This window comes from Microbacterium sp. 05T445 (genome assembly GCF_056395865.1).
In genome coordinates, this window is sequence record NZ_JBFTKJ010000002.1 from 14,238 (window position 1) to 37,373 (window position 23,136).

The following is a 23,136-nucleotide window of genomic DNA, read 5'->3' on the forward strand; positions in this document are numbered from 1 at the left end:
CCCGCACGGCAGGCGGGGACGGGCGACGGGCTAGGCGGCCAGGGCCGCGAAGCCCGGTGCGCGCGGACGGGAGTGTCCCGGGGCGTCGGGATGGGATGCCGTCAGCCGTGTCGCATCGTCGATGGCACGGCGCGGGTGCGGGGCCGCCGCGACGGCCGCAGCCGGCGAGAGGCGCACGCCGAGCGCGACGGCGAGCAGGGCGAGGGTCGCGACCACGGCGACGGCGAGGACGAGGACGCCCGCCTCTCCGGCCTGCACGGCCGGAGCGGCCTCGAACAGCGAGCGGAGCGAGGCCCCGACGAGCTCGGCGACGGGGCGCAGCAGTGCGTCCACGGCCTCCGAGACCAGGCGCAGCAGCGCGAGGATCGTCTCGAGCATGCGCACCCCCTCCGTCGCGCTCACGGTAGCACGGTGCGCTCGGCCGCTCGGGCGCCCAGTGTCAGGAGCATGGGGCAGGCTGGAGGGCGTGACTGCGACGACCACGACCCGCACCGAGGCCCTCGAGGTGCTGCGCGCGCTCGTCGGGCGCGAGGACGCCGACTTCCACGACGGGCAGTTCGAGGCGATCGAGGCGCTGGTCGACGAACGGCGCCGCGCCCTGGTGGTGCAGCGCACCGGGTGGGGCAAGTCCGCGGTGTACTTCGTCTCGACGCTGCTGCTGCGCCGTCGCGGCGCCGGCCCGACGGTGCTGGTCTCACCGCTGCTCGCGCTGATGCGCGACCAGATCGCCGCCGCGTCGCGGGCGGGCGTCCGAGCGCTGAAGATCGACTCGACGAATGCGCACGAGTGGGGCGACGTACTGTCGCAGCTGGACCGCGACGAGGTCGACGTGCTGCTGGTCTCGCCCGAGCGCCTGAACAACCCGGCGTTCCGCGACGAGCAGCTGCCCCAGCTCGTGGCGCGGATCGGCCTGCTCGTCATCGACGAGGCCCACTGCATCAGCGACTGGGGCCACGACTTCCGCCCCGACTACCGCCGCCTGCGCGACCTCATCGCCCGCATGCCCGAGGGTGTCCCCGTGCTCGCGACGACCGCGACGGCCAACAGCCGCGTGGTCGCCGATGTCGCCGAGCAGCTGGATGCCGGGGGCCGCGGCGTGCTCACGATCCGCGGCCCGCTCGCGCGGGCGTCGCTGCGGCTGGGCGTGCTGCAGCTGCCCAATCCGCCGAGCCGCCTGGCGTGGCTCATCGGGCACCTCGGCGAGCTGCCGGGCTCGGGGATCATCTACACGCTCACCGTGGCCGCTGCCAACGACACCGCGCGGCTCCTCCGCGATCGCGGCTACGACGTGCGCGCCTACACCGGCCAGACCGACCCCGACGAGCGCGAGGAGTCCGAGGCGCTGTTGAAGGACAATCGCGTGAAGGCCCTCATCGCCACGAGTGCGCTCGGCATGGGCTTCGACAAGCCCGATCTCGGCTTCGTGGTGCACCTCGGGGCGCCGTCGTCGCCGGTGTCGTACTACCAGCAGGTGGGGCGTGCCGGCCGGGCGACGGCATCGGCCGACGTGCTGCTGCTGCCCGGCGCCGAGGACCGCGACATCTGGCACTACTTCGCCACCGCGTCGATGCCCGACCGCGAGCGCGCCGAGCGCGTGCTCGGGGCGCTGTCGACCCACGGGGCGCCGATGTCGACGCCGGCGCTCGAGGCCGTGGTCGACATCCGGCGCACGCCTCTCGAGCTGCTGCTGAAGGTGCTCGACGTCGACGGCGCGGTCGAGCGGGTGAAGGGCGGCTGGACGGCCACGGGCGCGCCGTGGACGTACGACGAGGAGCGCTATCGGCGCATCGCCGGCGAACGCGTGGCCGAGCAGCAGCACATGATCGAGTACGAGCAGACCTCCGCCTGCCGCATGGAGTTCCTGCAGCGCTCGCTCGACGACGACAGCGCCCAGCCCTGCGGGCGGTGCGACAACTGCGCCGGGGCGTGGTTCGCGGAGGCGATCGCCACGGAGGCGACGGATGCCGCCACGGCCGCCCTCGATCGTGTCGGCGTGCCGATCGAGCCGCGCCGGCAGTGGCCCACCGGCGCCGACCGGCTGGGCGTCGCGGTCAAGGGCCGCATCGCCGCGGACGAGCAGGCCGCCGAGGGGCGCGCGCTCGGCCGGCTCACCGACCTCGGCTGGGGAGGGCAGCTGCGGGCGCTGTTCGCGGCGGGCGCCGCCGACGCGCCGGTGCCGCAGAACGTGCTCGCCGCGTGCGTGCGGGTGCTCGCGGACTGGGGATGGGAGGAGCGCCCGGTCGCGGTCGTCGCGATGCCGTCGCGCACGAAGCCGCAGCTGGTGGATTCGCTGGCCCGCGGCCTCGCCGACATCGGCCGGCTTCCGTACCTCGGCGCGCTCGACCTCGTCGACGGCGGGCCGAGCGGGCAGCCCGGCGGCAACAGCGCGTTCCGGGTGGCCAACGTGTGGGGCCGGTTCGCTGCGGCGGGGATCGATGTTCCCGCCGGCCCGGTGCTGCTCGTCGACGACCGCGTCGACAGCGGCTGGACCCTCACCGTCGCCGCGCGCGAGCTCCGTCGCGCCGGCGCGGGCGCCGTGCTCCCGTTCGCCCTCGCGCTGCGCGGCTGAACCGCCGGCCGGGTCTCAGCTTCCGGTCGGTGGCCGTCGGCGGCGTGGCCGGCGCACGATGAGGTAGGTCACCGCAGCGGCCACGAGGAGACCGAGCACCACGATCCACGGCACCCAGGCCGCCGCCGACGCGGCGTTGTCGGACGCCGCCGCGGTGGGCGTGGGCGACGCCGTGGGCGTGGGCGTCGGCGTGGGTGTCGGCGTGGGTGTCGGCGTCGGAGTCGGTGTCGTCACGGGCGTGGGTGTGGACGTCGGAAGCGTGGTGGGCTGCGGCAGCTGGGTCGGCAGCGGCGCGGGCGGGGTGGGTGTCGGCTCGGGCACGAGGGTCGGCTCGGGTGAGGGCACCGGCGACCGCGTCGGCAGGATCGGCGTGCGCGTCGGCTCGGGGGAGACGGTCGGCGTCGGCTCCGGCGCCGGGCTGCGTGAGGGCAGCGTGCGCGTCGGCGAGACGGTGGGCAGTGCCGTCGGCGTGGGGAGCGTCCCGTCGCCGCAGCCGGCGAGGAGCGTGAGGCCCGCGGCGATCGCGAGCGCGGCGAGGGCGCGTCCGCCACCGCGGGTCCGCGACGGGCCGGGATCGTGTGCGCGGCGAGGGTGCGGCATCCGCTCCTCCTGTGGTCTCTGCGCGCATCGTACGACCGCACGCGCGCGCTGCGGCGCCGCCGCGCGAGGACACGCCGCGGGTGTCGTCCGCCGTGGATGTGTGACGCCGCATGTCGTCGTGTCGCGGTGTGTGTCGCCCCGACGATCCGGCGGTGCCGCGACGAGACGAGCATGAGCCCATGCCATCGCCACTCATCTCGCCGACCGAGCTCGCCGACCTCATCCGTGCGGGGACGCCGCCGCGGATCCTCGATGTGCGCTGGCGCCTGGATCAGCCCGAGGGCCGTCCGGCGTACCTCGACGGGCACCTGCCCGGTGCGGTGTACGTGGACCTCGACCACGAGCTCGCCCGGCGCGGCGACCCGCGGGAGGGGAGGCATCCGCTTCCTCCGCGCGAACAGCTCGAGGCGGCGGCGCGGCGATGGGGCATCCACGCCGGCGACAGCGTCGTGGCCTACGACGACGTGCACTCGGTCGCGGCCGCACGCGCGTGGTGGGTGCTCACCCGCTCCGGGCTCGCCGACGTGCGCGTGCTCGACGGGGGACTGCGCGGGTGGCTGGCCGAACGGCTGCCGCTGGAGACCGGCGACGTGCTGCCCCGGCCGCCGGGGGATGTCGTGCTCGCCGAGATCACGGAGGGCGTGGCCGACATCGACGGCGTCGAGGAGTGGCCCGACCACGGCCTGCTGCTCGACGTGCGCGCCCCGGAGCGGTATCGCGGCGACACGGAGCCGCTGGACCCCGTCGGAGGCCACATCCCCGGAGCGGTGAACCTCCCGACGACCGTGCACCTGGCCGCCGGGAAGTTCCGCTCGCCCGAGGAGATCCGCGCGGAGTTCGCGGCCGCCGGCGTGGCCGAGGGCGTTGCGGTGGCCGCATACTGCGGTTCGGGCATCGCGGCGACCCACACCGCGCTGGCGGGGGTGCTCGCCGGCATCGACGTCGTGGTCTACCCGGGCTCGTGGAGCCAGTGGTCCCGCTCGCGCGGCCGGCTAGCCGCCGTCGGCCCCGCGCCGTCGCTGGATGTGGTGCCGGTATGACCGCGCCGCTCATCGTCGGCGCCATGGTGCGCACGCTCGGCGCCTATCCGTCGGGCTGGCGGCATCCGGGCGCGCACGCCGACCCGCAGACGGATGCCGCCACCCTGCGCCGCATCGCACGCCTGGCCGAGGACGCCGACCTGGACTACCTGTTCTTCGGCGACTGGCTGGCCACCGGGCCCGACCTGGAGTTCCGCGACCCCTACCTGCTCGCGCGCATCGACCCGCTGAGCGCCGTGCTGTACCTCGCCGGCGTCACCGAGCGCATCGGGCTCATCGCGACCGTGAACTCGACCTACGCCGACCCGTACGCGACGGCGCGGGCGACGGCATCCCTCGACGTCCTCACCGGCGGCCGCGGCGGCGTGAACCTGGTCACCGGCGCCGAGCCGCGGGCGGCCGCCAACCACGGACGCGAGGCCCACGCCGACAACGAGACCCGCTACGACCGCGCCGAGGAGTTCGTGCGCGCGCTGCGGCTGCTGTGGGAGTCGTGGGACGAGGGCGCCTGGGTCGCCGACGCCGACAGCGGCGTGCTGATCGACGCCGACCGGCTGCGGCCGGCGTCGTTCACGGGGTCGCAGGTGCGGGTCGAGGGTCCGCTGAACGTGGCGCGGCCGCCGCAGGCGCATCCGCCGATCGTCCACGCCGGCACGTCGCCGCGATCGCGGGCGCTGGCGGCCACCGAGGCCGATCTCGCGCTGATCGCGGCGGGCGACCCCCCCGCCGCCGCGGCCGTGCGCACCGAGCTGAGGGCCCTGGCGGCGGCGTCCGGCCGCGACCCCGACGACCTCAAGGTGATCGTGCCGGTCGTTCCCGTGGTGGCCGAGACGGATGCCGCCGCCCGCGCCATCGTCGACCGCCTGCTGCTCCTGGTGCCCATCGACGACGGGATCTCGGGGCACGCGGCGCGGCCCGGGTTCCCCGCGAACCGGTCGCTCTCCTCGTTCCTCGACGCCGCCGGCGTCGCGTCCGACGACGCGCTTCGCACGGCGCCGGTCGACGCCGCGGTGCCCGCTGCCGCGGCGGCGCGGTTCGCCGAGCCTGCGGCCCGCACGCTCGAGGCGGTGCGGGGGCGCACCGGCCGGGATCTCGACGGCGCCCACCCGGTGACGTGGCGGCACCTCATCGCCGCGCATGCCGTCCCGGCCGCGTTCGTGGTGGGCGCACCCGCGGCGATCGCGGACCACGTCGAACTCTGGCGCGACGCCGGGGCCGCCGACGGCTTCAACGTGCTCTCGGCCTTCCAGCCCGGGCAGTTCGAGGCGTTCACGCGCTTCGCGGTCCCCGAGCTTCGTCGCCGCGGGCTCATCGGGCGCCGCGGCGACACGCTGCGCGAGCGGCTCGGGCTGGGCGCTCCGCGTCTCGTCCACGAGCCCGCCGCCGTCTCCGCCGGCCGCTGAGCGCGCGACGCGGAAAGCCCCGATCTCCAATGGGATCGGGGCTTTTCCACGTGCCCGCGTCGTCGCCGCCGTCCTGCCCGTGTTACGCCGCGTGACCGCCGGTGACCTCCGCTTGCGCACGGTGAACAGCCGTAACGCGCCGACCCGCGGCCGAGGCATGCCGCTGCCTACGGTTGCGAGCACCCCTTCACCACAGCCCGAACACGGACCCGAAAGCACCAGGAGAACCCATGTCCCGTCCCGCATCGCGCATCGTCGCCGGCGTCACCGCCGCGCTCGTCGCCGCGGCATCCCTCACCGCCTGCGCGTCGCAGCAGCCTGCCGCGGGCGGAGCGTCCGCCGCCGGCGAGCCCGTCTCCGGCGGCGCGCTGACCTACCTCGAGTACCAGCCCTACACGAACCTCTACCCGCCGCAGGCGGGCTTCTACCCGAACGGCGGCCTCGTCAACAACATCACCTCGCGCCTCACGTGGCAGAACCCCGAGACGCTCGAGATCGAGCCGTGGGTGGCCACCGACTGGACGGTGAACGCCGACGCCACCGAGTACACGTTCGACCTGCGCGACGACGTCACCTTCTCGGACGGCACGGCGCTGGACGCCGCGGCGGTCGCCAAGAACTTCGACACGTACGGTCTCGGCAACGCCGACCTCGGCCTCACCGTCTCGGAAGCGATCAACAATTACGCCTCCAGCGAGGTCGTCGACGCCGACACCGTGACGTTCCGCTTCTCGGCACCGGCGCCCGGCTTCCTGCAGGCGACGTCGACGATCAACTCCGGGCTGCTGTCGCCGGCGACCCTCGACCGCTCGCTCGAAGAGCTCGGGGCCGGCAACGCCGCCGACATCGTCGGATCCGGCCCGTTCGTCATCTCCGACGAGAAGCTGGGCACCGAGCTGACCCTCCAGGCGCGCGACGACTACGACTGGGCGCCGCCGAGCTTCGAGCACCAGGGCCGCGCCTACCTCGATGAGATCCACCTCATCGTGACGCCCGAGGACAGCGTGCGCATCGGCTCGCTGCTGTCGGGTCAGGCCGACTACATCCGCTACGTGCAGGCCTTCGACGAGGCGCGCGTGGAATCGGGCGGCTTCGAGCTCTACGCTCCGCAGACCCGCGGGGTGAACAACTCGCTGAGCCTGCGCTTCACGAACCCGCTGCTCAGCGACATCCGCGTGCGCCAGGCCCTCGTCGCCGGCGTCGACAGCCAGGAGGTCGTCGACACCGTCTTCACCGAGAACTACCCGCGCGCGACGTCGGCCCTGAGCGCCTCGGCGCTGGGCTACAAGGACGAGTCGGAGTACTACGAGTACGACCCCGACAAGGCCGAGGAGCTGCTCGACGAGGCCGGCTGGGAGCCGGGGGGCGACGGCATCCGCGAGAAGGACGGACAGCGTCTCTCGCTGGACGTGTACGAGGCGAAGGCCCAGCCGCTGTCGAAGCAGACCCTCGAGCTGGTGTCGCAGCAGCTGAAGAAGATCGGCGTCGAGCTGAACGTGAAGTCGGCGGATGCCGGCACCTACGCCGAAGACATCAAGGACCCGCTGAAGACCCCGCTGTACCACTCGATGGTCGGACGCGCGGACCTCGACGTCATCAAGAGCCAGTACTTCACGAAGAACCGCAACACGCTGCTCTCGGACGACGCGAAGCTCGACGCGCTGCTGCTGGCCGTCGCCTCGACGCCGGACCCCGACGAGCGGGTGGCCGCCTCGCAGGCGGTGCAGGACTACCTCGCCGAGCAGGCCTACGTCATCCCGCTGTTCGAGGAGCCGCAGGTGTACGGCGCCGCGCCGTACGTGCACGGCATCGAGTTCGAGTCGGTCGCGCGTCCGCTGTTCTACGACGTGTGGCTCGACGAGAAGAAGTAGGGCTCGGGAGCTGAACCGATGAGCTACGCGCTCCGACGCGCCGGGCAGGCCGCGATCGTTCTGATCGCGGCCTTCACGGCCACCTTCATCCTGCTGCAGCTGCTGCCGGGCGACGCGATCCTGATCAAGTACGAGAACCCCGAACTGGGGCTGACGCCCGATCAGATCGAATCGATCCGGGTCGCCTACGGCGTCGACTCGTCGTGGTGGGAGCAGTACTGGGCCACCCTCACCGGCTACGCCCACGGCGACTTCGGCTACTCCACGCAGTACGGCACCGGCGTGCTCCAGCTCATCGGCGAGGCGCTCCCGCCCACGGCGGCGCTGGCCACCCTCGGGTTCACTCTGGCCGCCGTGATCGCCGTCGCGATCGCGTTCCTCTCGACGCTGGCGCCGTTCGCATGGCTGCGGCAGGGGCTCCAGGCCCTGCCAGGCGTGTTCGTGGCGGTGCCGGTGTTCTGGCTCGGCATCCTCCTCATCCAGGTGTTCTCGTTCGGACTCGGGTGGGTGCCGATCGTCGGCGCCGACCCGGTCGCCGGGCTCGTCCTGCCGGTGATCACGCTGGCCGTGCCCATCTCGGCGCCGCTGGCGCAGATCCTGGTGCGCAGCATCGACGAGGTGCAGCTGCAGCCGTTCGTCACGGTCGTGCGCGCCAAGGGCGCCTCGCCGTCGTGGGTGCTCTGGCGATCGGTCGCCCGCAACGCGCTGCTGCCGACGCTGACGATCGCCGGTGTCCTGTTCGGCGAGCTCATCGGCGGCGCCGTCGTCACCGAGACCGTGTTCGGGCGTCCCGGTATCGGCAGGGTGACCGAGCAGGCCGTCGCCAACCAGGACATCCCGGTGCTGCAGGGCGTCGTGGTGCTCGCCGCGCTCACGTTCGTCGTGGTGAACCTCGTCGTCGACCTGCTGTACCCGGTGCTCGATCCACGGCTGCGCAGCGGCCGGCGCGCCGCGCGCACGGCGTCCGCACCGGCCCTTCAGGAGGTGACCGCATGAGCACTCCGCTGCGACAGGCCACGACGGTGGACGAGGACACCGAGGCCGCGACCGCCGCTCGAGCGCGGGACGAGGCATCCGGAACCGTCGTCGACCCGCTCGCACGCGACGCGGGCGCCTCCGATGGGCAGCCCGAGCGCCGTGCCAACATCGCGCGCCTGTTCGCCCGCGGGCGGCGCCCCTCGTGGACACTCGTGCTGGCGCTCGCGGTCATCGTGATCGCGGTGCTGTGGGCGGCGGTGCCGTGGCTGTTCACGTCGTACGACCCGATCGACGGGGTGCCCGCCGACAAGCTGCTGCCGCCCGGCCCCGAGCACTGGTTCGGCACCGACGCGATCGGGCGCGACCTGTACGCGCGGGTCGTCTACGGCGCGATCCACTCCCTGTCGGGTGCGCTCATCGCGGTCACCGTCGGGCTCGCCGCCGGCACGCTGATCGGCGTCCTGGCGGGTTCGATCGGCGGCTGGATCGACGACGTGCTGATGCGCCTCGTGGACGTGCTGCTGTCGATCCCCGGCCTGCTGCTGATGCTGTCGGTGATCATCCTGCTCGGCTTCGGCACGGTCAACGCCGCCATCGCGGTGGGCGTGGTGAGCGTCGCATCCTTCGCACGGCTGTCGCGGTCGGAGGTCGTGCGGGTGCGCCGCACCGACTACGTCGAGGCCGCGTTCGGCAGCGGCGGATCCTTCGCGGCGGTGCTCGCCCGGCATGTGCTGCCAAACTCCCTCACCGCGGTCGTGGGGCTGGCGGCGCTGCAGTTCGGCACGGCGATCCTCGCCATCTCGACGCTCGGCTTCCTCGGCTACGGCGCTCCGCCGCCCACGCCCGAGTGGGGCCTGCTCATCGCGGAGGGCCGCAACTACGTCGCCACCGCGTGGTGGCTGACGACGCTGCCGGGCCTCGTCGTGCTCGTGGTGGTGCTCAGCGCCAACCGCATCAGCCAATCGATCGGAAGGGGTGCGCGATGAGCGTGCTCGACGTACAGGGACTGCGCGTGTCGTACCGCACGCGCACCGGGCGCCGCGAGGTCGTCCACGGCGTGGACGTGACGGTCGGGGAGGGCGAGGTCGTCGCCCTCGTGGGGGAGTCCGGGTCGGGCAAGTCGACGACCGCGCACGCCCTCATCGGGCTGCTGCCCGACGGCGGCCGCGTCGACGGCGGCTCGATCGCGCTCGGCGGCGTCGACATCACCGCGTGGAGCCAGAAGCGGCTGCGCGCGGTGCGCGGGGCGCAGGTCGGTCTCGTGCCGCAGGACCCGGTGTCGTCCCTCGATCCGGTGCGCCCGATCGGCGTGCAGGTGGGCGAGATCCTCCGGCTGCACGGAGTGAGGGATGCCGCCACCCGCCGCCTCCGCGTGCTCGAGCTGCTGGAGCGGGTCGGCCTGGACGATCCGGCGCTGCGGGCGAAGCAGCATCCGCACGAGCTGTCGGGCGGGATGCGGCAGCGCGTGCTCATCGCGATCGCCATCGCGCTGCGCCCGCGGCTGATCATCGCCGACGAGCCCACCAGCGCCCTCGATGCCACCGTGCAGCGGCGGATCCTCGACCTCATCGACGGCCTGCGGCGCGAGGAGGGCACCTCCGTGCTGCTGGTCACCCACGACCTCGGGGTGGCGGCCGACCGGGCGCAGCGCGTCGTCGTGCTCAATCACGGCCGGGTGGTCGAGCAGGGGCCGAGCTCCGGCATCCTGTCGTCGCCGTCCGACACGTACACCAAACAGCTGCTGGCCGACGCGCCCGCGCTGGCGACGGACGGGTTCCGCCGGGCGGCTCCGCCGCTGTTCCTGCGGGATGCCGCAGCCGCCGCCGCCGAGAACCCCTACGCCATCACCGCCGAGGGACTGGTCAAGGAGTTCGCGGTCCCGGGGCGCGGGCGCACGCCGTTCCGCGCGGTGGACGACGTGTCGTTCCAGGTGCGCCGGGGGACGACGCACGCGCTGGTGGGGGAGTCCGGATCGGGCAAGACCACGACGGCGCGGCTGATCACCCGGTTCCTGCACCCCGACGGCGGGCGCATCGAGCTCGCAGAGCGGTCGGGTCGGCCGGCCGACATCGCCGACCTGCGCGGCGACGGTCTCCGCCAGCTGCGCCGGCGCGTGCAGCTGGTCTACCAGAACCCGTTCTCGTCGCTGGACCCGCGGCAGAGCGTCGCGCAGATCGTCGCCGAGCCGCTGCACAACTTCCGAGAGGGGACCCGCACCGAGCGCGCGGCCCGCGCCGCGGAGCTGGTCGACCGCGTCGCCCTGCCCGCCGACGTCCTGACGCGCTCGCCGCGGGAACTGTCGGGCGGGCAGCGGCAGCGCGTCGCGATCGCCCGCGCCCTCGCGATCCGGCCGGGCGTGGTGGTGCTCGACGAGGCGGTGTCCGCGCTGGACGTGACAGTCCAGGCGCGCATCCTCGAGCTGCTCGAGTCGCTCCAGCAGGAGCTGGGCCTGACCTACCTGTTCATCTCGCACGACCTCGCGGTGGTGCGCCGGATCAGCCACACGGTCTCGGTCATGCGCCGCGGCCGGGTCGTCGAGGCCGGCAGCACCGAGGACATCTTCCTCTCACCCACCCACGACTACACGCGCGAGCTGCTGGCAGCCGTGCCCGGACGATCGGAGGTCACCGCATGAGCGTGTCGTCTCTCGCCTTCTTCACCCGCCTGCTGGACGACGCGCCCGCCGCCGAGCGGTACCGCCTCGCCACCGACCAGATCCGGCACGCCGAGCGGTTCGGCATCGGACGCGCCTGGGTCGCGCAGCACCACTTCCGCGCCGCGGAGGGCGGACTGCCCGCGCCGTTCGTGTTCCTCGCCCACGTCGCGGCCGCCACCAGCGAGATCCGCCTGGGCACCGGCGTCATCACGCTGCCGCTGGAGGACCCGGTGCGCGTCGCGGAGGACGCCGTGGTCGCCGACCTGCTCTCGGGCGGCCGGATCGACCTGGGCCTGGGCAGCGGGGGCACGCCGTCGTCGTTCCTGCCGTTCGGCCAGGACGTCGCCACGAAGGCCGCGGTCTACGGCGAGAAGCTGGCAGCGCTGCAGGACGCGCTCGCCGGCCGTGAGATCGGCGGCGGCAACACGCTGTACCCCGACGCGTCCGCGGGAGCCGTGCCGCTGGGCGACCGGGTGTGGCAGGCGACATTCTCCCCGGCGGGCGGCGCGCGGGCCGGCATCCACGGCGACGGGCTGCTGCTGTCGCGCACCCAGCCGCGCAGCGCCGAGGCGCCGGGCGCGACGCTCGCCGACCTGCAGGACCCCATCATCGACCGGTACCTCGAGGCGCTTCCGGGTGGCGTCGCACCGCGGATCACGGCATCCCGCACCGTCTTCGTCGCCGATGACCGGGCGCAGGCGCTGCGATTCACCGAGGCCGGACTGCGCCGGGCCGCCGAGGGATTCCGCCGCGCCGGGCAGCACATCCCTGGCGACACCCTCGAGGACCTCATCGCCGCGACCGACACCCACGTCGGCACCGCCGAGGACGTCGTCGCCTCCCTCGCCGCCGACCGCACGCTGTCGCGCGCCACCGAGGTCGCCTTCCAGGTGCACTCGGTCGACGCGCCGCACGATCACGTGCTGCGCTCCATCGAACTGTTCGCGACGGAGGTCGCGCCGGCGCTCGGCTGGGGCGCATCCGAGCGCCCCCTCGAAGCCCTCGGACGTCTCGGAAAGGAGACCTCATGACCACCGCCACCCTCGACGTCGTCGACGAGCTGGCCGGCGTGCGCGCCGGCGCGCCGCTCGACGCGCTGCGCCGTCGGCGCCCCGTCACCCGCGAGCAGCTGCAGGCCAGCTACGACGCGCTGTTCGCACCGCTCGACGACGTGGCATTCCCGCTCGCCGAACGCCTGCTCGTCGCCGCGTTCGCGACACGATCGACCGCGGACGACGCCACCGCGGCCTTCTATGCGGATGCCGCGCGCACCGCCGATGCACACCGTGCGGCGATCGTGGCGGCCGAGGCGTCGGCCGGCGCCACCGCCGGTCCGTTCGGCGCCTACCACGAGGAGGGCCTCCACGACGAGAGCACCGACGGGCGCCGCTACGAGCCGGGGATCGCGGCGCGCGACGGGCTGGGCGAGCGCCTGACCGCGGCCCTCGCCCACGCGCACCTGCTCACCTTCCGCCCCCGCGAGGCGGGCGCCGCCGATCACCGCCGGCTCATCGACGCCGGCTGGAGCGCCGACGGCATCGTCACGCTGTCGCAGCTCGTGTCGTTCCTCGCCTTCCAACAGCGCGTGGCCGCGGGACTGCGCGTGCTCGCCACGACCCAGGAGGTCTCCGCATGACCGGCACCACCACCGCTCCCGTCGTGCTCGTCCACGACGAGCCGTACCCGCACGCCTTCACCCGTGCGGAGGTGGGGTGGCTCCCGTGGCTGGAGCCCCTTCCCGTCGACGAGCTCACCGAGCGCCACTACGAAGGCCTCGTCGACCGGCAGCGGGCATCGAGCGACTACTTCCGGCTGCTCGCACGCGACCCCGAGATCCTCCGCGCGCGCACGCTCGTCGACAAGGACATCTTCTACAACACCGCCGAAGGCCTGCCCAGGGCTGAGCGGGAGCTGGCGGCGGCCGCGGCGTCGCGCGTGAACGGGTGCGTCTTCTGCGCCTCGGTGCACGCGCGGTTCGCGGCGCACCATGCCAAGTCGCCGGAGCTGATCGACCGCCTGCTGGCGGAAGGGATCGACGCAGAGCTCGGCGACCGGTGGGACGCGATCGTGGCGGCCGCGGCGGCGTTGACGGCCACACCGCCGGCGTTCGACGCGACCCACGTCGCGCGCCTGCGGGCGGTGGGCCTGGACGACCTGGAGATCGCGGATGTCGTGCACGGCGCCGCGTTCTTCAACTGGGCGAACCGGCTCATGCTGTCGATCGGGCGTCCGGTCGCCCCGCCGGAGGCCGCCCAGTGAGCGCCTTCGACGGCAGCGCCGTGCTGGGCGGCGACGCCCTGCGCGTCGTCGGGGTCTCAGGCTCGCTGCGCGAGCCCAGCCGCACCACCGCGCTGGTGCGGACGATCCTCGCGACGATCGCCGAGCGCGTTCCGACGGAGTCCGAGCTCGTCGAGGTGGCGACCCTCGGACCCGGGTTCGCGGGGGCGCTCCGGCGCGACGACGTCGCACCGGAGGTCGAGCGTGCGCTGCAGTCCATCGAGTCCGCCGACCTCCTCGTGGTGGCCAGCCCCGTCTACCGCGCGTCGTTCACCGGCCTGTTCAAGCACCTGTTCGACTTCGTCGGCCAGTACGAGCTCGTCGGCACGCCGGTGCTGCTGGGCGCGACCGGGGGCGGCGAGCGCCATGCGCTCATCATCGAGCACCAGCTGCGGCCCCTGTTCGGCTTCTTCCAGGCGTTGACGCTGCCGATCGGCGTCTACGCCTCCGACGGCGACTTCACCGGCGGCGAGCTCGTCTCGCCCGACGTGGCCCGGCGCCTGCAGGAGGCCGTCGACCGCTCGCTGCCGCTCGTGGAGCAGGCCGCGCGGGTGCGCAGATCGGAGTACGTCGCGATCTGGTGACGCCGGCGTCATGAAACGGCCATCGCGGAGTCCTGTCTCATGTGAGCCTGGACTCGATCCCTTCCCGCCGCGGCACCGGCGGCTCCCCGTTCCTCACGGTGGCGGCCGCCGCGCGGCTGGCCGGGCTCGCGCCCGCCACGTTCGGCAGACGGCTCGCGAACGGGGAGTTCCCCGGCTACCGGCTGGGCTGCCGATGGTTCGTGCCCGAGGCGGAGTTCCGCCGGCACCTGCGCCGGCGGGCATGGATGGTGCAGACGGATGCCGCGCCCGACCTGGTGCGCGAACTCACCCGCGCCCTGCCGCCGGTGCTGGGCAGCGACGACCTCGAGCGGTTCTTCGGGCTGCGCCTGCCGCTGGTGTACGAATCGCTGCGGATGCCCGTGTTCGCGGGGCTCGCCGTCCGCGGCGGCGCCACGACGATCGCGGTGGTCGAGCGCACGCTGTTGGACGCCCGCAACGGCTGCGCGCCCTGCGTCGCCCAGGGGGTGTGGGCGGCGCGCGACGTCGCCTGAGGCGGGCCGCCCCGATGCCGGGTGTGCGTCGCTGTGCGGCATCCGTCTCGACTCCGGCGCGATGCTGCGTCTAGACTGACGCCCGTGTTGACCTGTCGGTGTTGTCGCCCCTGCTGTTGAAGCCCTCGCTTCACGCAGACCTCAGCGACCCCGACAACCCTCCGCGCGCGTGCGCGGCAACACCACAGGACTCATCGTGCGTTACGCCCAGAGCGTGGCCGACCTCGTCGGCGAAACCCCTCTCGTCCAGCTGAACCGCGTCACCGACGGCATCGCCGCGACGGTGCTCGCCAAGGTCGAGTACTTCAACCCCGGCGGCTCCGCCAAGGACCGCATCGCCCGGCGCATCATCGACGCCGCCGAGCGCGACGGCCTCCTCCGCCCCGGCGGCACCATCGTCGAGCCCACCAGCGGCAACACCGGCGTCGGGCTCGCGCTGGTGGCCCTGCAGCGCGGCTACCGCATGATCTTCGTCGTGCCCGACAAGTTCGCCGGGCCCAAGGTCGACGTGCTGCGGGCGTACGGCGCCGAGGTCGTCGTGACCGACACCAGCGTGCCGCCGGAGGACCCGCGGTCGTACTACCGCGTCTCCGACCGGCTCGTGCGCGAGATCCCCGGCGCGTTCAAGCCGAACCAGTTCGCCAACCCGAACGGCCCGCTCAGCCACTACGAGACGACGGGACCCGAGATCTGGCGCGACACCGAGGGCCGCGTGACGCACTTCGTCGCGGGGATCGGCACCGGCGGCACGATCACCGGCACCGGTCGCTACCTGCACGAGGTGTCGGGCGGGGCGGTGCGCGTGGTCGGCGCCGACCCGGACGGCTCGATCTACTCCGGCGGACCCCTGCACGGCTACCTCGTGGAGGGCGTCGGCGAGGACTTCTGGCCAGACAGCTACGACCCGTCGGTGCCTGACGAGATCCACCGCATCTCCGACGCCGAGACGTTCGCGATGGCCCGACGCCTCGCCCGCGAGGAGGGCCTGTTCGTCGGGGGATCCAGCGGCATGGCGGTCGTCGCGGCGCTGCGCACGGCGCGGGAGCTCCCCGCCGACGCGGTCGTGGTCGTGCTGCTGCCCGACCACGGACGCGGATACCTCGACCGGTTCTACGACGACGACTGGATGCGCGAGCGCGGCTTCGAGGTCGACTCGCCCGCATCCCACACCCCCGACGAAGGAGCACGCGCATGACCGAGCCGACCGCCGACCGAGGCTTCGAGACCCGTGCGGTGCACGCCGGGCAGGCCTTCGACCCCACGACGGGTGCCGTCATCCCGCCCGTGCACTTCTCCACGACCTACGCGCAGGACGGCATCGGCGGACTCCGGGAGGGGTACGAGTACGGCCGCAGCGGCAACCCGACGCGCACCGCGCTGGAGACGCAGCTCGCGGCCCTCGAAGGGGGCGCCCACGCGCTGTCGTTCGCCTCGGGGCTGGCCGCCGAGGACGCACTGCTGCGGGCCGCGCTGAAGCCCGGCGACGAGGTGCTGCTCGGCAACGACGTCTACGGCGGCACGTACCGCCTCATCGCGCGCGTCCTCGGGGCGTGGGGGGTCGGCGTCCGGGTGGTCGACATGAGCGACCTCGCCGCGGTGCGCGCGGCGCTCGAGGAGCGCGCGGCGCGCATCGTGTGGGTCGAGACGCCCAGCAATCCGCTGCTGCGCATCACCGACATCGCGGGGCTCGCGCAGCTCGGGCACGACGCCGGGGCGCTCGTCGTCGTCGACAACACGTTCGCCTCGCCGGCGCTGCAGCAGCCGCTCGCCCTCGGCGCGGACGTCGTCGTGCATTCGACCACCAAGTACCTGGGCGGGCACTCGGACGTCGTCGGCGGAGCCCTCGTGCTCAACGACGACGCCCTCTACGGCGAGGTGAAGTTCCTGCAGTTCGCCGTCGGCGCGGTGTCGGGCCCGCTGGACGCGTGGCTCACGACCCGCGGCATCAAGACGCTCGCGCTGCGCATGCAGCGGCACAGCGAGAACGCGCAGGCGATCGCCGAGTTCCTGTCGGGACACGGCGCGGTCGCCCGCGTGTACTACCCGGGCCTGCCGTCGCACCCGGGTCACGAGCTGGCCGCGCGGCAGATGAGCGGGTTCGGCGGGATCGTGTCGGTGGCGCTGGCGGATGCCGCCTCCGCACGCCGCTTCGCCGAGTCGACGCGGCTGTTCCAGCTGGCAGAGTCGCTCGGCGGCGTCGAGTCGCTCATGAACTACCCCGACGAGATGACGCACGCCTCGGTGCGCGGCACCGAGCTCGCCGTCCCGCCGGAGGTCGTGCGTCTTTCGGTCGGGATCGAGTCCGTGGCCGACCTCGTCGCGGACCTCGACCAGGCGCTCGCGCGGCTCTGAGCCTCCGGCGGAGCGAGCCCGCTCCGCCGTAGGCTCGAAGGATGACCGCGAGCCCCGGCATCCGTCCGTCCCTGCTGGCACAGCCGCTGCGCATCGGCGCGATCACGGTGGCGAACCGCATCATGCAGACGGCGCACTCGAAGCAGTACTCCGACCGGGTCGAGTCGGACCGCGAGACGGCGTACTACGTGCGCCGCGCCCGCGGCGGCTGCGGGCTGTTCGTCGCGGGCAACCACTTCGTGCACCCGACCGGGTCGATCCGCGGGTTCGAGGACGCGTACCGCCCCGAGGGCGTCGCGGCGTCGAAGCGGATGACGGATGCCGTCCACGACGCCGGCGCGAAGATCTTCGTGCAGCTCAACCACCACGGCGCGCAGGCGCAGCCCGACGGTCCCGACGGCCCTCGGACCGTGTACGCGCCGTCGCGGCTGATCTCGCCGTCGACGGGGCACGCGACCCGCGAGATGGACCACGCCGACATCGCGTCCTTCGTCGAGGGGTGGGCGCTGTCGGCGGCGCACGCGCGCGACGGCGGCTTCGACGGCGTCGAGATCCACATGGCGCACGGGTACCTGCTGCACCAGTTCCTCTCGCCCCTCTACAACGCCCGCGGCGACGAGTACGGCGGCGACCTCGAGGGGCGCACCCGGTTCCCGCGCGAGGTGCTGCGGGCGGTGCGCGAACGCGTGGGCGACGACTTCACCGTGGGCATCCGCATCGTCGCGAACGAGTTCCACCCCGACGGGATCGACGGCGCGGGCATGCGCGAGGTCATCGCTCGGCTGCGGGCCGAGGCGCGCATCGACTTCCTCGACCTCGCCGCCGGCGGGTACCACAACGTGCACTACGTCTTCCCGTCCTCGCCGATGCCGTACGCGTGGCTGCGCGACGACGTCGCCGCCGTGAAGGCCGCGAATCCCGACGTGCCGGTGTTCGGCGTCGGCGCCGCGCGCTCCGTGGAGGAGGCCGAGGAGGTCGTCGCCTCCGGCGCCGCCGACATGGTCGCCCTCACGCGCGCGCAGATCGCCGACCCCGACCTCGGCCGCAAGCTCATCGGCCTCGAACCGGTCGACGAGGGGGAGCGCGGCATCCGTCACTGCATCCGGCTGAATCAGGGATGCCTCGGCCGCGGCAGCCGGGGACTCGCGATGTCGTGCACCGTCAACCCGCTCGCCGGCCGCGAGCTCGAACGAGGCCCACGGCCGCGCACCGCGACCCCGCAGCGGTGGATCGTCGTGGGCGGGGGACCAGCGGGCATGAGGGCGGCCGTGGAGCTCTCGACCGACGGGCACGCCGTGACGCTGCTCGAGCGCTCGGACGCGCTCGGCGGGCAGCTGCGGCTCGCGCGGCGCGTGCCCGGGCGCGAGAGCGTAGGCCTGCTCGTGGACGACCTCGAGCGCGACCTCGCCGCCGTCGGCGTCGAGGTGAGGCTCGGCGTCGAGGCGACCGGTGCGATGCTGGCGGCCGAACGCGCCGACGGCGTCGTCGTGGCCACCGGGGCGGTGTCCCCCGCGACGACGTCGCTCGCCCTCGGCGGCGCGTACGCCGGCGGGTTCCCGAAGACGGGCACGATCGACGCGTTCACGGCGGTGTCGACGGCGGCCGACCTCGGCCGCCGGATCGCCGTCGTCGACGCCGACGGCACGGCCTACGCGGCCGGCATCGTGCTGACGCTGCTCGGCCGCGTCGACGAGCTGGAGCTCGTGACGCCGTACGAGTCGGTCTTCCCGCACATCGGCGCCGGCTACGACCGGCCGCTGCTGCTGGAGCGCCTCGGCGCGCACCCGGGGTTCCGCCGGCGCGCCACCCACCGGGTCGACGCGATCCGGCCGGGGACGGTCGCCGTGAGCGACGCGCTCACCGGCGTCGCGACGACGATCCCCCACATCGGCGCCGTCGTCGCGATCGAGCCGCGCGCGTCGGTCGCCGTCCCCGGGCTGGAGACGGATGCCGCGCCCCGCGTCGTCACGATCGGCGACGCGTTCGCACCCCGCACGATCGACGCGGCGGTGTTCGAGGCGGTCGAGCTCGCCTACGACGTGGCGGGACTGGCGACCTTGCGCGGCTGACCGCCCGCCGGGGACCGCCACGTGGGGGCGGTGGCTACGCTGGGGCCCGTGGACCCCGTCGTCGCAACGCTCGTCATCCTGGTCCTCGCGGTGATCGCCTTCGTCAGCAACCGCGTGCCGATCGGCATCGTCGCGATCGGCGTCGCCCTCGCACTCTTCTTCACCGGCGTCCTCACGCTGCCACAGGCCCTCGCAGGATTCGGCGACCCGACGGTGCTGTTCATCGCGGCGCTGTTCGTGGTGAGCGAGTCGCTCGATGCCACGGGCGTCACGGCGTGGGCGGGTCAGAAGGTGATCGGTCGCGCCGGCACCAAGCGCACGACGCTCGTGATCGTGATCGCGCTGCTCGTGGCCGGGCTCACCGCCCTCATCAGCATCAACGGGGCGGTCGCCGCGCTCCTGCCGCTCGTGGTCGTCGTCGCCGCCCGCGCGGGCATCGCATCGTCGAAGCTCCTCATGCCGCTCGCGTTCGCGGCATCCGCAGGTTCGCTGCTGCTGCTGACGGGCACCCCGGTGAACATCATCGTGTCGGAGTTCGCCGCCAACGCGGGCGGTCGGGAGTTCGGGTTCTTCGAGTTCGCGCTGGTCGGCATCCCGATCCTCGTCGGAACCGTCGTGATCCTCCTGCTGGGCGGAGGTCTCGTGCCCGAGCGCAAGGGCGCCCTGATGCCGCTGGACCTCGTGCGCCACGCGCGCCTGCTGCGCCAGCAGTACTCGCTCACCCTCGACACCGGCATGCTGCTCGGCCCTGACAGCGGGGTCACCGAGGTGGTGGTGGCACCCCGCTCGCCCCTCATCGGCAAACACGTGTGCGCGGGCATGACCACGCCGGACGGCGACCTCGTGGTGCTCGCCGCCCGTCGCGGCGACGAGCAGCTCAAAGGCACCGAGTTCGTCGTCCAGGCCGGCGACGCGCTGCTGCTGCAGGGGGCCTGGGACGACCTCACGCGCAAGACGAACGACCCGGGCGTGCTCGTCGTCGACGATCCCGCGCAGCTGCGCCGGTCGGTCCCGCTCGGTCGCGGTGCGAAGCGCGCGATCGGCATCCTGCTCGTCATGATCCTGCTGCTCGCGACCGGCCTCGTGCCGCCGGCGGTCGCCGCGCTGCTGGCGGCGTGCGCGCTCGTGCTCACCCGCACCGTCACCGTGACCCAGGCGTACCACTCCATCTCGTGGACCACGGTCGTGCTCATCGCCGGCATGATCCCGCTGTCGACGGCGTTCATCAGCACCGGCACGGCCGACCTCGTGGCGAACTGGATGCTGTCGTTCCTGGGCGACGCCGGCCCGCACGTCGCCCTGCTGGCCCTGTGCGGGCTCACGGTGGTGCTGGGGCAGCTGATCAGCAACACCGCGACCGTGCTGATCGTCGCCCCGATCGCGATCTCGGTGGCCCAGGCCCTCGACCTGTCGGTGCAGCCGTTCATGATGGCGCTCACCGTCGCCGGGGCCGCCGCCTTCCTCACCCCCATCGCGACGCCGGCGAACCTCATGGTGATGGAGCCGGCAGGCTACCGCTTCAGCGACTACTGGCGGCTGGGCCTGCCGCTGGCGCTGTTCTTCCTCGCGGTGGCCGTCCTCTACGTGCCGCTGGTCTGGCCGTTCTGAGATGCACGATGCCCCGGCGGTTCGGGTCCGCCGGGGCATCGTGGGTCTGTGGGTCAGGCAGCCGACCAGCCGCCGTCGCTGGCGAGGTTCTGGCCGTTGACGTTCACGCCGTCGTCGCTCAGCAGGAACGTGATCGACGCGGCCAGACGGTCGGCGGCGACCGGAGGCGTCATGACCGACATGCCGGTGCGCACGCGGTCGGCGCCCAGCGGCGAGTTGAACTTCGCCTCGATGTTGGTGATCACCGCTCCCGGGGCGACCGCGTTCACGCGGATGCCGCTGGGGCCGTACATGAAGGCGCTCGACTTGGTGAGGCCGACGACGGCGTGCTTCGACGCGGTGTACGCGGCGCCGGCGGCCGACCCGCGCAGCGACGCCTCCGACGAGGTGTTCACGATCGAGCCGCCGCCCTGCGCGATCATCGCGGGGATCACCGCGCGCATGAGCTTCATCGTGCCGGTGACGTTCACGCGGAAGACGCGCTCCCAGACCGCGTCGGTGACGTCGCCGACGGGGGTCATGTCGTCCATGATCCCGGCGATGTTCGCGAGCCCGTCGATCCGGTCGCCGGCCGCCTCGATGATGCGGGCGACGCCCTCGTCATCGGTGATGTCCGCGGTGAGAGCGACGACGTCGGCGCCGGCGTGCGCGGCGACGAAGTCGTCGAGGCGTTCCTGGCTCACGTCGACGGCGATGACCCGGCCGCCCTCGCGGGCGACGCGGGAGGCGGTGGCGCGGCCGATGCCGGAGCCGGCGCCGGTGACGATGACGGTCTGGCCGGTGAAGCGGCCGGCGGAGACCTTCTCGGCCCATTCCGCCTTCGGGGCGTCGTCCACGGCGGCCGCAGCCTCGGCGGGCACGCCGTCGGGGTTGACCTGCGCGACGAGCGCGTCCAGCGCCGCCTGCGGGAAGGCGCCGCCGCTCATCGCGACGAGATTGCTGATCGGCAGGCCCGCGATCGGGGCGAGGGCCTCGGCGCTCTGGCCGCCCTGGGCCAGGAGGCCGCGCAGTGCGGCGCCGCCGGCCGGGTCGTCGAGCCACGTCTGGATCGTGGAGGCTCCGGTGAGGGGAGCGGTGGTGGTGCTCATGGTGTTCCCTTTCTTCATGCAGTGCGTCGGGGCTGCGGGTCCGGGGATGAGGATCCTTCGGGGCGGCTCCTACCGGACATCCTTGTCCGGTACTAGGCTACACCCGTGCCCAGCACCGCATCCCCCCGTGCGCTTCCCCGCCAGAATCGTGGTCCCGCCGCCGCCGCCGAGAACCGTCGTGCCCTCATCGCCGCAGCGCGCGAGGTCTACGCGGAAGGCGGACTCGGCGCCCCGTTCAGCGCCGTCGCCAAGCGCGCCGGCGTCGGCCAGGGAAGCCTCTACCGCCACTTCCCGGATCGCACGGCGCTGGCCGTCGCGGTGTTCGAGGACAACGTCCGCGACCTCGAGGAGTACACCGCCTCCGCCGACCGGACGATCGACGACCTGCTGGACCGCGTCGTGGATCAGGCGGTCGTCTCGACGGCGTTCATCGAGCTCATCACGGCGGACCTGGGCGATGTCCGCATCGCCCCGCTGGGCGCGCGGTTCCAGGCGCTCATCGAGCGTCTCGTGGCGCGCGACCATGCCTCCGGGCTCATCGGCGCGCACGTCGAGGCGGAGGACGTCATGATGGCGACGGGGATGCTCGCCACCGAGCTGGCGCGCTCCGATCCCGACCAGCGACCCGCGGTCGCCACGCGGGCGCGGGTACTGTTCGCCGCCGCCTTCGCGCCGCGCTGACGCCGGGATAGGCTCCACGCATGGGACGGTTCATCTACGACACGAACGCCAACTCGGTCGACATCGACGATCGCACGCTGGCGCACCTGCGCATCGTGATGATGAACAAGCTGCGCCGCTCCGAGCCGTTCATGTTCGATGTCGAGATCGGTGACGGCAGTGGTCGTCGCAGCTTCTGGATCCACCCGTCCGTGCCGCTGCAGTTCCACTTCTTCGGCAGCCGTCAGCCGCAGATCAACCGCACGTGGATCGAAGAGCTGATGGCGGCGGCAAGTGGACCCTCCGGCCTGACGATCGTGCCGGAGCCCGACGAAGAGGACAGTCCGCCGCGAGAGGCCTGAGCCCTAGTCGGAGCCGTCGTCCGGCTTGACCTCGGCCCCGGCGACGGTGAGGCGCTCGACGTCGAGGCTCTCGACATCCACGTTGCCGAGCGTCACGTCGGCGACAGGGCCGTCGGCCTGGGGCGCGGGCACCGGGCCGGTGGTCAGATTCTCGGCGACGAGCATGATGCCGCCGGTCGAGCTGGCCGAGCTCGCCAGGTCTTCGATCCACTCACGGCTGATCTCGGTGGGCTCGGGGTCGTCGAACACGAACCTCAGCGGGATGGACGGGTGCACCCAGATCGTGCTGCGGCCGCGCGGCTGGTCGTCGGGGTGCCGCCACGACACCGTGAAGCTCTCGTCGCGGCGCAGCTTGGTCGCGATCACGACTTTCAGATGCGCGAGTGCGCGGTCCTCGATATGGATCGGAGTCTCGCCCCCGCCGTAGTAGATGGTGCCCACGCGCCAACAATAAGCCCGCGCAGACGCGAGGGGGAGATCCGGCTGCAGCTGCGCCCGGATCTCCCC

At 73.3% G+C, this 23,136-nt stretch carries 21 protein-coding genes and 1 pseudogene; 18 read left to right on the forward strand and 4 right to left on the reverse strand.

The window, feature by feature from the left end; genetic code table 11:
• Positions 1 to 30: 30 nt before the first annotated feature.
• The gene (locus AC1DDU_RS09620; protein WP_477433519.1) at positions 31 to 402 is read right to left on the reverse strand and encodes a DUF6412 domain-containing protein; all 372 of its coding nucleotides are present in this window, start codon (positions 400 to 402) and stop codon (positions 31 to 33) included.
• A 64-nt stretch (positions 403 to 466) separates the two neighbouring features.
• Between AC1DDU_RS09620 and AC1DDU_RS09625 the strand changes: the two genes are divergently transcribed.
• On the forward strand, positions 467 to 2,569 hold the full coding sequence (locus AC1DDU_RS09625; protein WP_477433521.1) for a DEAD/DEAH box helicase: 2,103 nt from the start codon (positions 467 to 469) through the stop codon (positions 2,567 to 2,569).
• A 15-nt stretch (positions 2,570 to 2,584) separates the two neighbouring features.
• On the opposite strand, the gene AC1DDU_RS09630 is transcribed toward AC1DDU_RS09625, so the two are convergent.
• Positions 2,585 to 3,169, reverse strand: a complete 585-nt coding sequence (locus tag AC1DDU_RS09630) for a hypothetical protein (RefSeq protein ID WP_477433523.1) — start codon at positions 3,167 to 3,169, stop codon at positions 2,585 to 2,587.
• Between the two features lie 179 nt (positions 3,170 to 3,348).
• Between AC1DDU_RS09630 and AC1DDU_RS09635 the strand changes: the two genes are divergently transcribed.
• The 15 genes from AC1DDU_RS09635 (at position 3,349) to AC1DDU_RS09705 (ending at position 20,519) form a co-directional block, all read left to right on the forward strand.
• On the forward strand, positions 3,349 to 4,209 hold the full coding sequence (locus tag AC1DDU_RS09635; RefSeq protein ID WP_477433525.1) for a sulfurtransferase: 861 nt from the start codon (positions 3,349 to 3,351) through the stop codon (positions 4,207 to 4,209).
• Entirely contained in the window at positions 4,206 to 5,612 is a 1,407-nt protein-coding gene (locus tag AC1DDU_RS09640; protein WP_477433527.1) for an NtaA/DmoA family FMN-dependent monooxygenase, read from the forward strand. Before AC1DDU_RS09635 ends, AC1DDU_RS09640 begins: the two co-directional genes overlap by 4 nt.
• A gap of 230 nt (positions 5,613 to 5,842) precedes the next feature.
• Positions 5,843 to 7,483, forward strand: coding sequence for a TIGR04028 family ABC transporter substrate-binding protein (locus AC1DDU_RS09645; protein ID WP_477433529.1), 1,641 nt, complete (start codon positions 5,843 to 5,845; stop codon positions 7,481 to 7,483).
• Positions 7,484 to 7,501: 18 nt separating this feature from the next.
• Positions 7,502 to 8,479, forward strand: coding sequence for an ABC transporter permease (locus AC1DDU_RS09650; protein WP_477433531.1), 978 nt, complete (start codon positions 7,502 to 7,504; stop codon positions 8,477 to 8,479).
• On the forward strand, positions 8,476 to 9,447 hold the full coding sequence (locus tag AC1DDU_RS09655) for an ABC transporter permease (protein WP_477433533.1): 972 nt from the start codon (positions 8,476 to 8,478) through the stop codon (positions 9,445 to 9,447). Before AC1DDU_RS09650 ends, AC1DDU_RS09655 begins: the two co-directional genes overlap by 4 nt.
• Positions 9,444 to 11,096: a dipeptide ABC transporter ATP-binding protein gene (locus AC1DDU_RS09660; RefSeq protein ID WP_477433535.1), complete on the forward strand. Its 1,653-nt coding sequence runs from the start codon at positions 9,444 to 9,446 to the stop codon at positions 11,094 to 11,096. The genes AC1DDU_RS09655 and AC1DDU_RS09660 overlap by 4 nt, the downstream gene beginning before the upstream one ends.
• Positions 11,093 to 12,148, forward strand: a complete 1,056-nt coding sequence (locus tag AC1DDU_RS09665; RefSeq protein ID WP_477433537.1) for a putative FMN-dependent luciferase-like monooxygenase — start codon at positions 11,093 to 11,095, stop codon at positions 12,146 to 12,148. The genes AC1DDU_RS09660 and AC1DDU_RS09665 overlap by 4 nt, the downstream gene beginning before the upstream one ends.
• Positions 12,145 to 12,753 carry a CMD domain protein gene (locus AC1DDU_RS09670; RefSeq protein ID WP_477433538.1) on the forward strand — a complete coding sequence of 203 codons (609 nt, stop codon included), beginning with the start codon at positions 12,145 to 12,147 and terminating at the stop codon, positions 12,751 to 12,753. The genes AC1DDU_RS09665 and AC1DDU_RS09670 overlap by 4 nt, the downstream gene beginning before the upstream one ends.
• Positions 12,750 to 13,376 carry an alkylhydroperoxidase domain protein gene (locus AC1DDU_RS09675; protein WP_477433540.1) on the forward strand — a complete coding sequence of 209 codons (627 nt, stop codon included), beginning with the start codon at positions 12,750 to 12,752 and terminating at the stop codon, positions 13,374 to 13,376. The genes AC1DDU_RS09670 and AC1DDU_RS09675 overlap by 4 nt, the downstream gene beginning before the upstream one ends.
• A complete protein-coding gene (gene msuE, locus AC1DDU_RS09680; protein ID WP_477433542.1) occupies positions 13,373 to 13,978 on the forward strand; it encodes an FMN reductase in 606 nt (201 codons plus the stop codon). Before AC1DDU_RS09675 ends, msuE begins: the two co-directional genes overlap by 4 nt.
• A 41-nt stretch (positions 13,979 to 14,019) precedes the next feature.
• Positions 14,020 to 14,490, forward strand: a complete 471-nt coding sequence (locus AC1DDU_RS09685) for a helix-turn-helix domain-containing protein (RefSeq protein WP_477433544.1) — start codon at positions 14,020 to 14,022, stop codon at positions 14,488 to 14,490.
• A gap of 169 nt (positions 14,491 to 14,659) precedes the next feature.
• Positions 14,660 to 15,685, forward strand: a complete 1,026-nt coding sequence (locus AC1DDU_RS09690; RefSeq protein WP_477433546.1) for a pyridoxal-phosphate dependent enzyme — start codon at positions 14,660 to 14,662, stop codon at positions 15,683 to 15,685.
• Positions 15,682 to 16,842, forward strand: coding sequence for a cystathionine gamma-synthase (locus tag AC1DDU_RS09695; RefSeq protein WP_477433547.1), 1,161 nt, complete (start codon positions 15,682 to 15,684; stop codon positions 16,840 to 16,842). The genes AC1DDU_RS09690 and AC1DDU_RS09695 overlap by 4 nt, the downstream gene beginning before the upstream one ends.
• Before the next feature lie 41 nt (positions 16,843 to 16,883).
• A complete protein-coding gene (locus tag AC1DDU_RS09700) occupies positions 16,884 to 18,911 on the forward strand; it encodes an oxidoreductase (RefSeq protein WP_477433549.1) in 2,028 nt (675 codons plus the stop codon).
• A gap of 48 nt (positions 18,912 to 18,959) precedes the next feature.
• Positions 18,960 to 20,519 (forward strand): SLC13 family permease, encoded by a 1,560-nt coding sequence (locus AC1DDU_RS09705; protein ID WP_477433551.1) that lies wholly within the window; start codon positions 18,960 to 18,962, stop codon positions 20,517 to 20,519.
• A 53-nt stretch (positions 20,520 to 20,572) separates the two neighbouring features.
• Here AC1DDU_RS09705 and AC1DDU_RS09710 read toward each other — a convergent pair whose 3' ends face one another.
• Positions 20,573 to 21,607: an SDR family NAD(P)-dependent oxidoreductase gene (locus AC1DDU_RS09710; RefSeq protein ID WP_477433553.1), complete on the reverse strand. Its 1,035-nt coding sequence runs from the start codon at positions 21,605 to 21,607 to the stop codon at positions 20,573 to 20,575.
• A gap of 105 nt (positions 21,608 to 21,712) precedes the next feature.
• Here AC1DDU_RS09710 and AC1DDU_RS09715 point away from each other — a divergent pair, with 105 nt between their 5' ends.
• A complete protein-coding gene (locus AC1DDU_RS09715; protein WP_477433555.1) occupies positions 21,713 to 22,288 on the forward strand; it encodes a TetR family transcriptional regulator in 576 nt (191 codons plus the stop codon).
• Between the two features lie 20 nt (positions 22,289 to 22,308).
• On the forward strand, positions 22,309 to 22,629 hold the full coding sequence (locus AC1DDU_RS09720) for a DUF7882 family protein (RefSeq protein WP_477433557.1): 321 nt from the start codon (positions 22,309 to 22,311) through the stop codon (positions 22,627 to 22,629).
• Between the two features lie 144 nt (positions 22,630 to 22,773).
• On the opposite strand, the pseudogene AC1DDU_RS09725 reads toward AC1DDU_RS09720, so the two are convergent.
• Positions 22,774 to 23,070, reverse strand: a pseudogene (locus AC1DDU_RS09725) (DUF7882 family protein); the annotation flags it as partial.
• Positions 23,071 to 23,136: the final 66 nt, after the last annotated feature.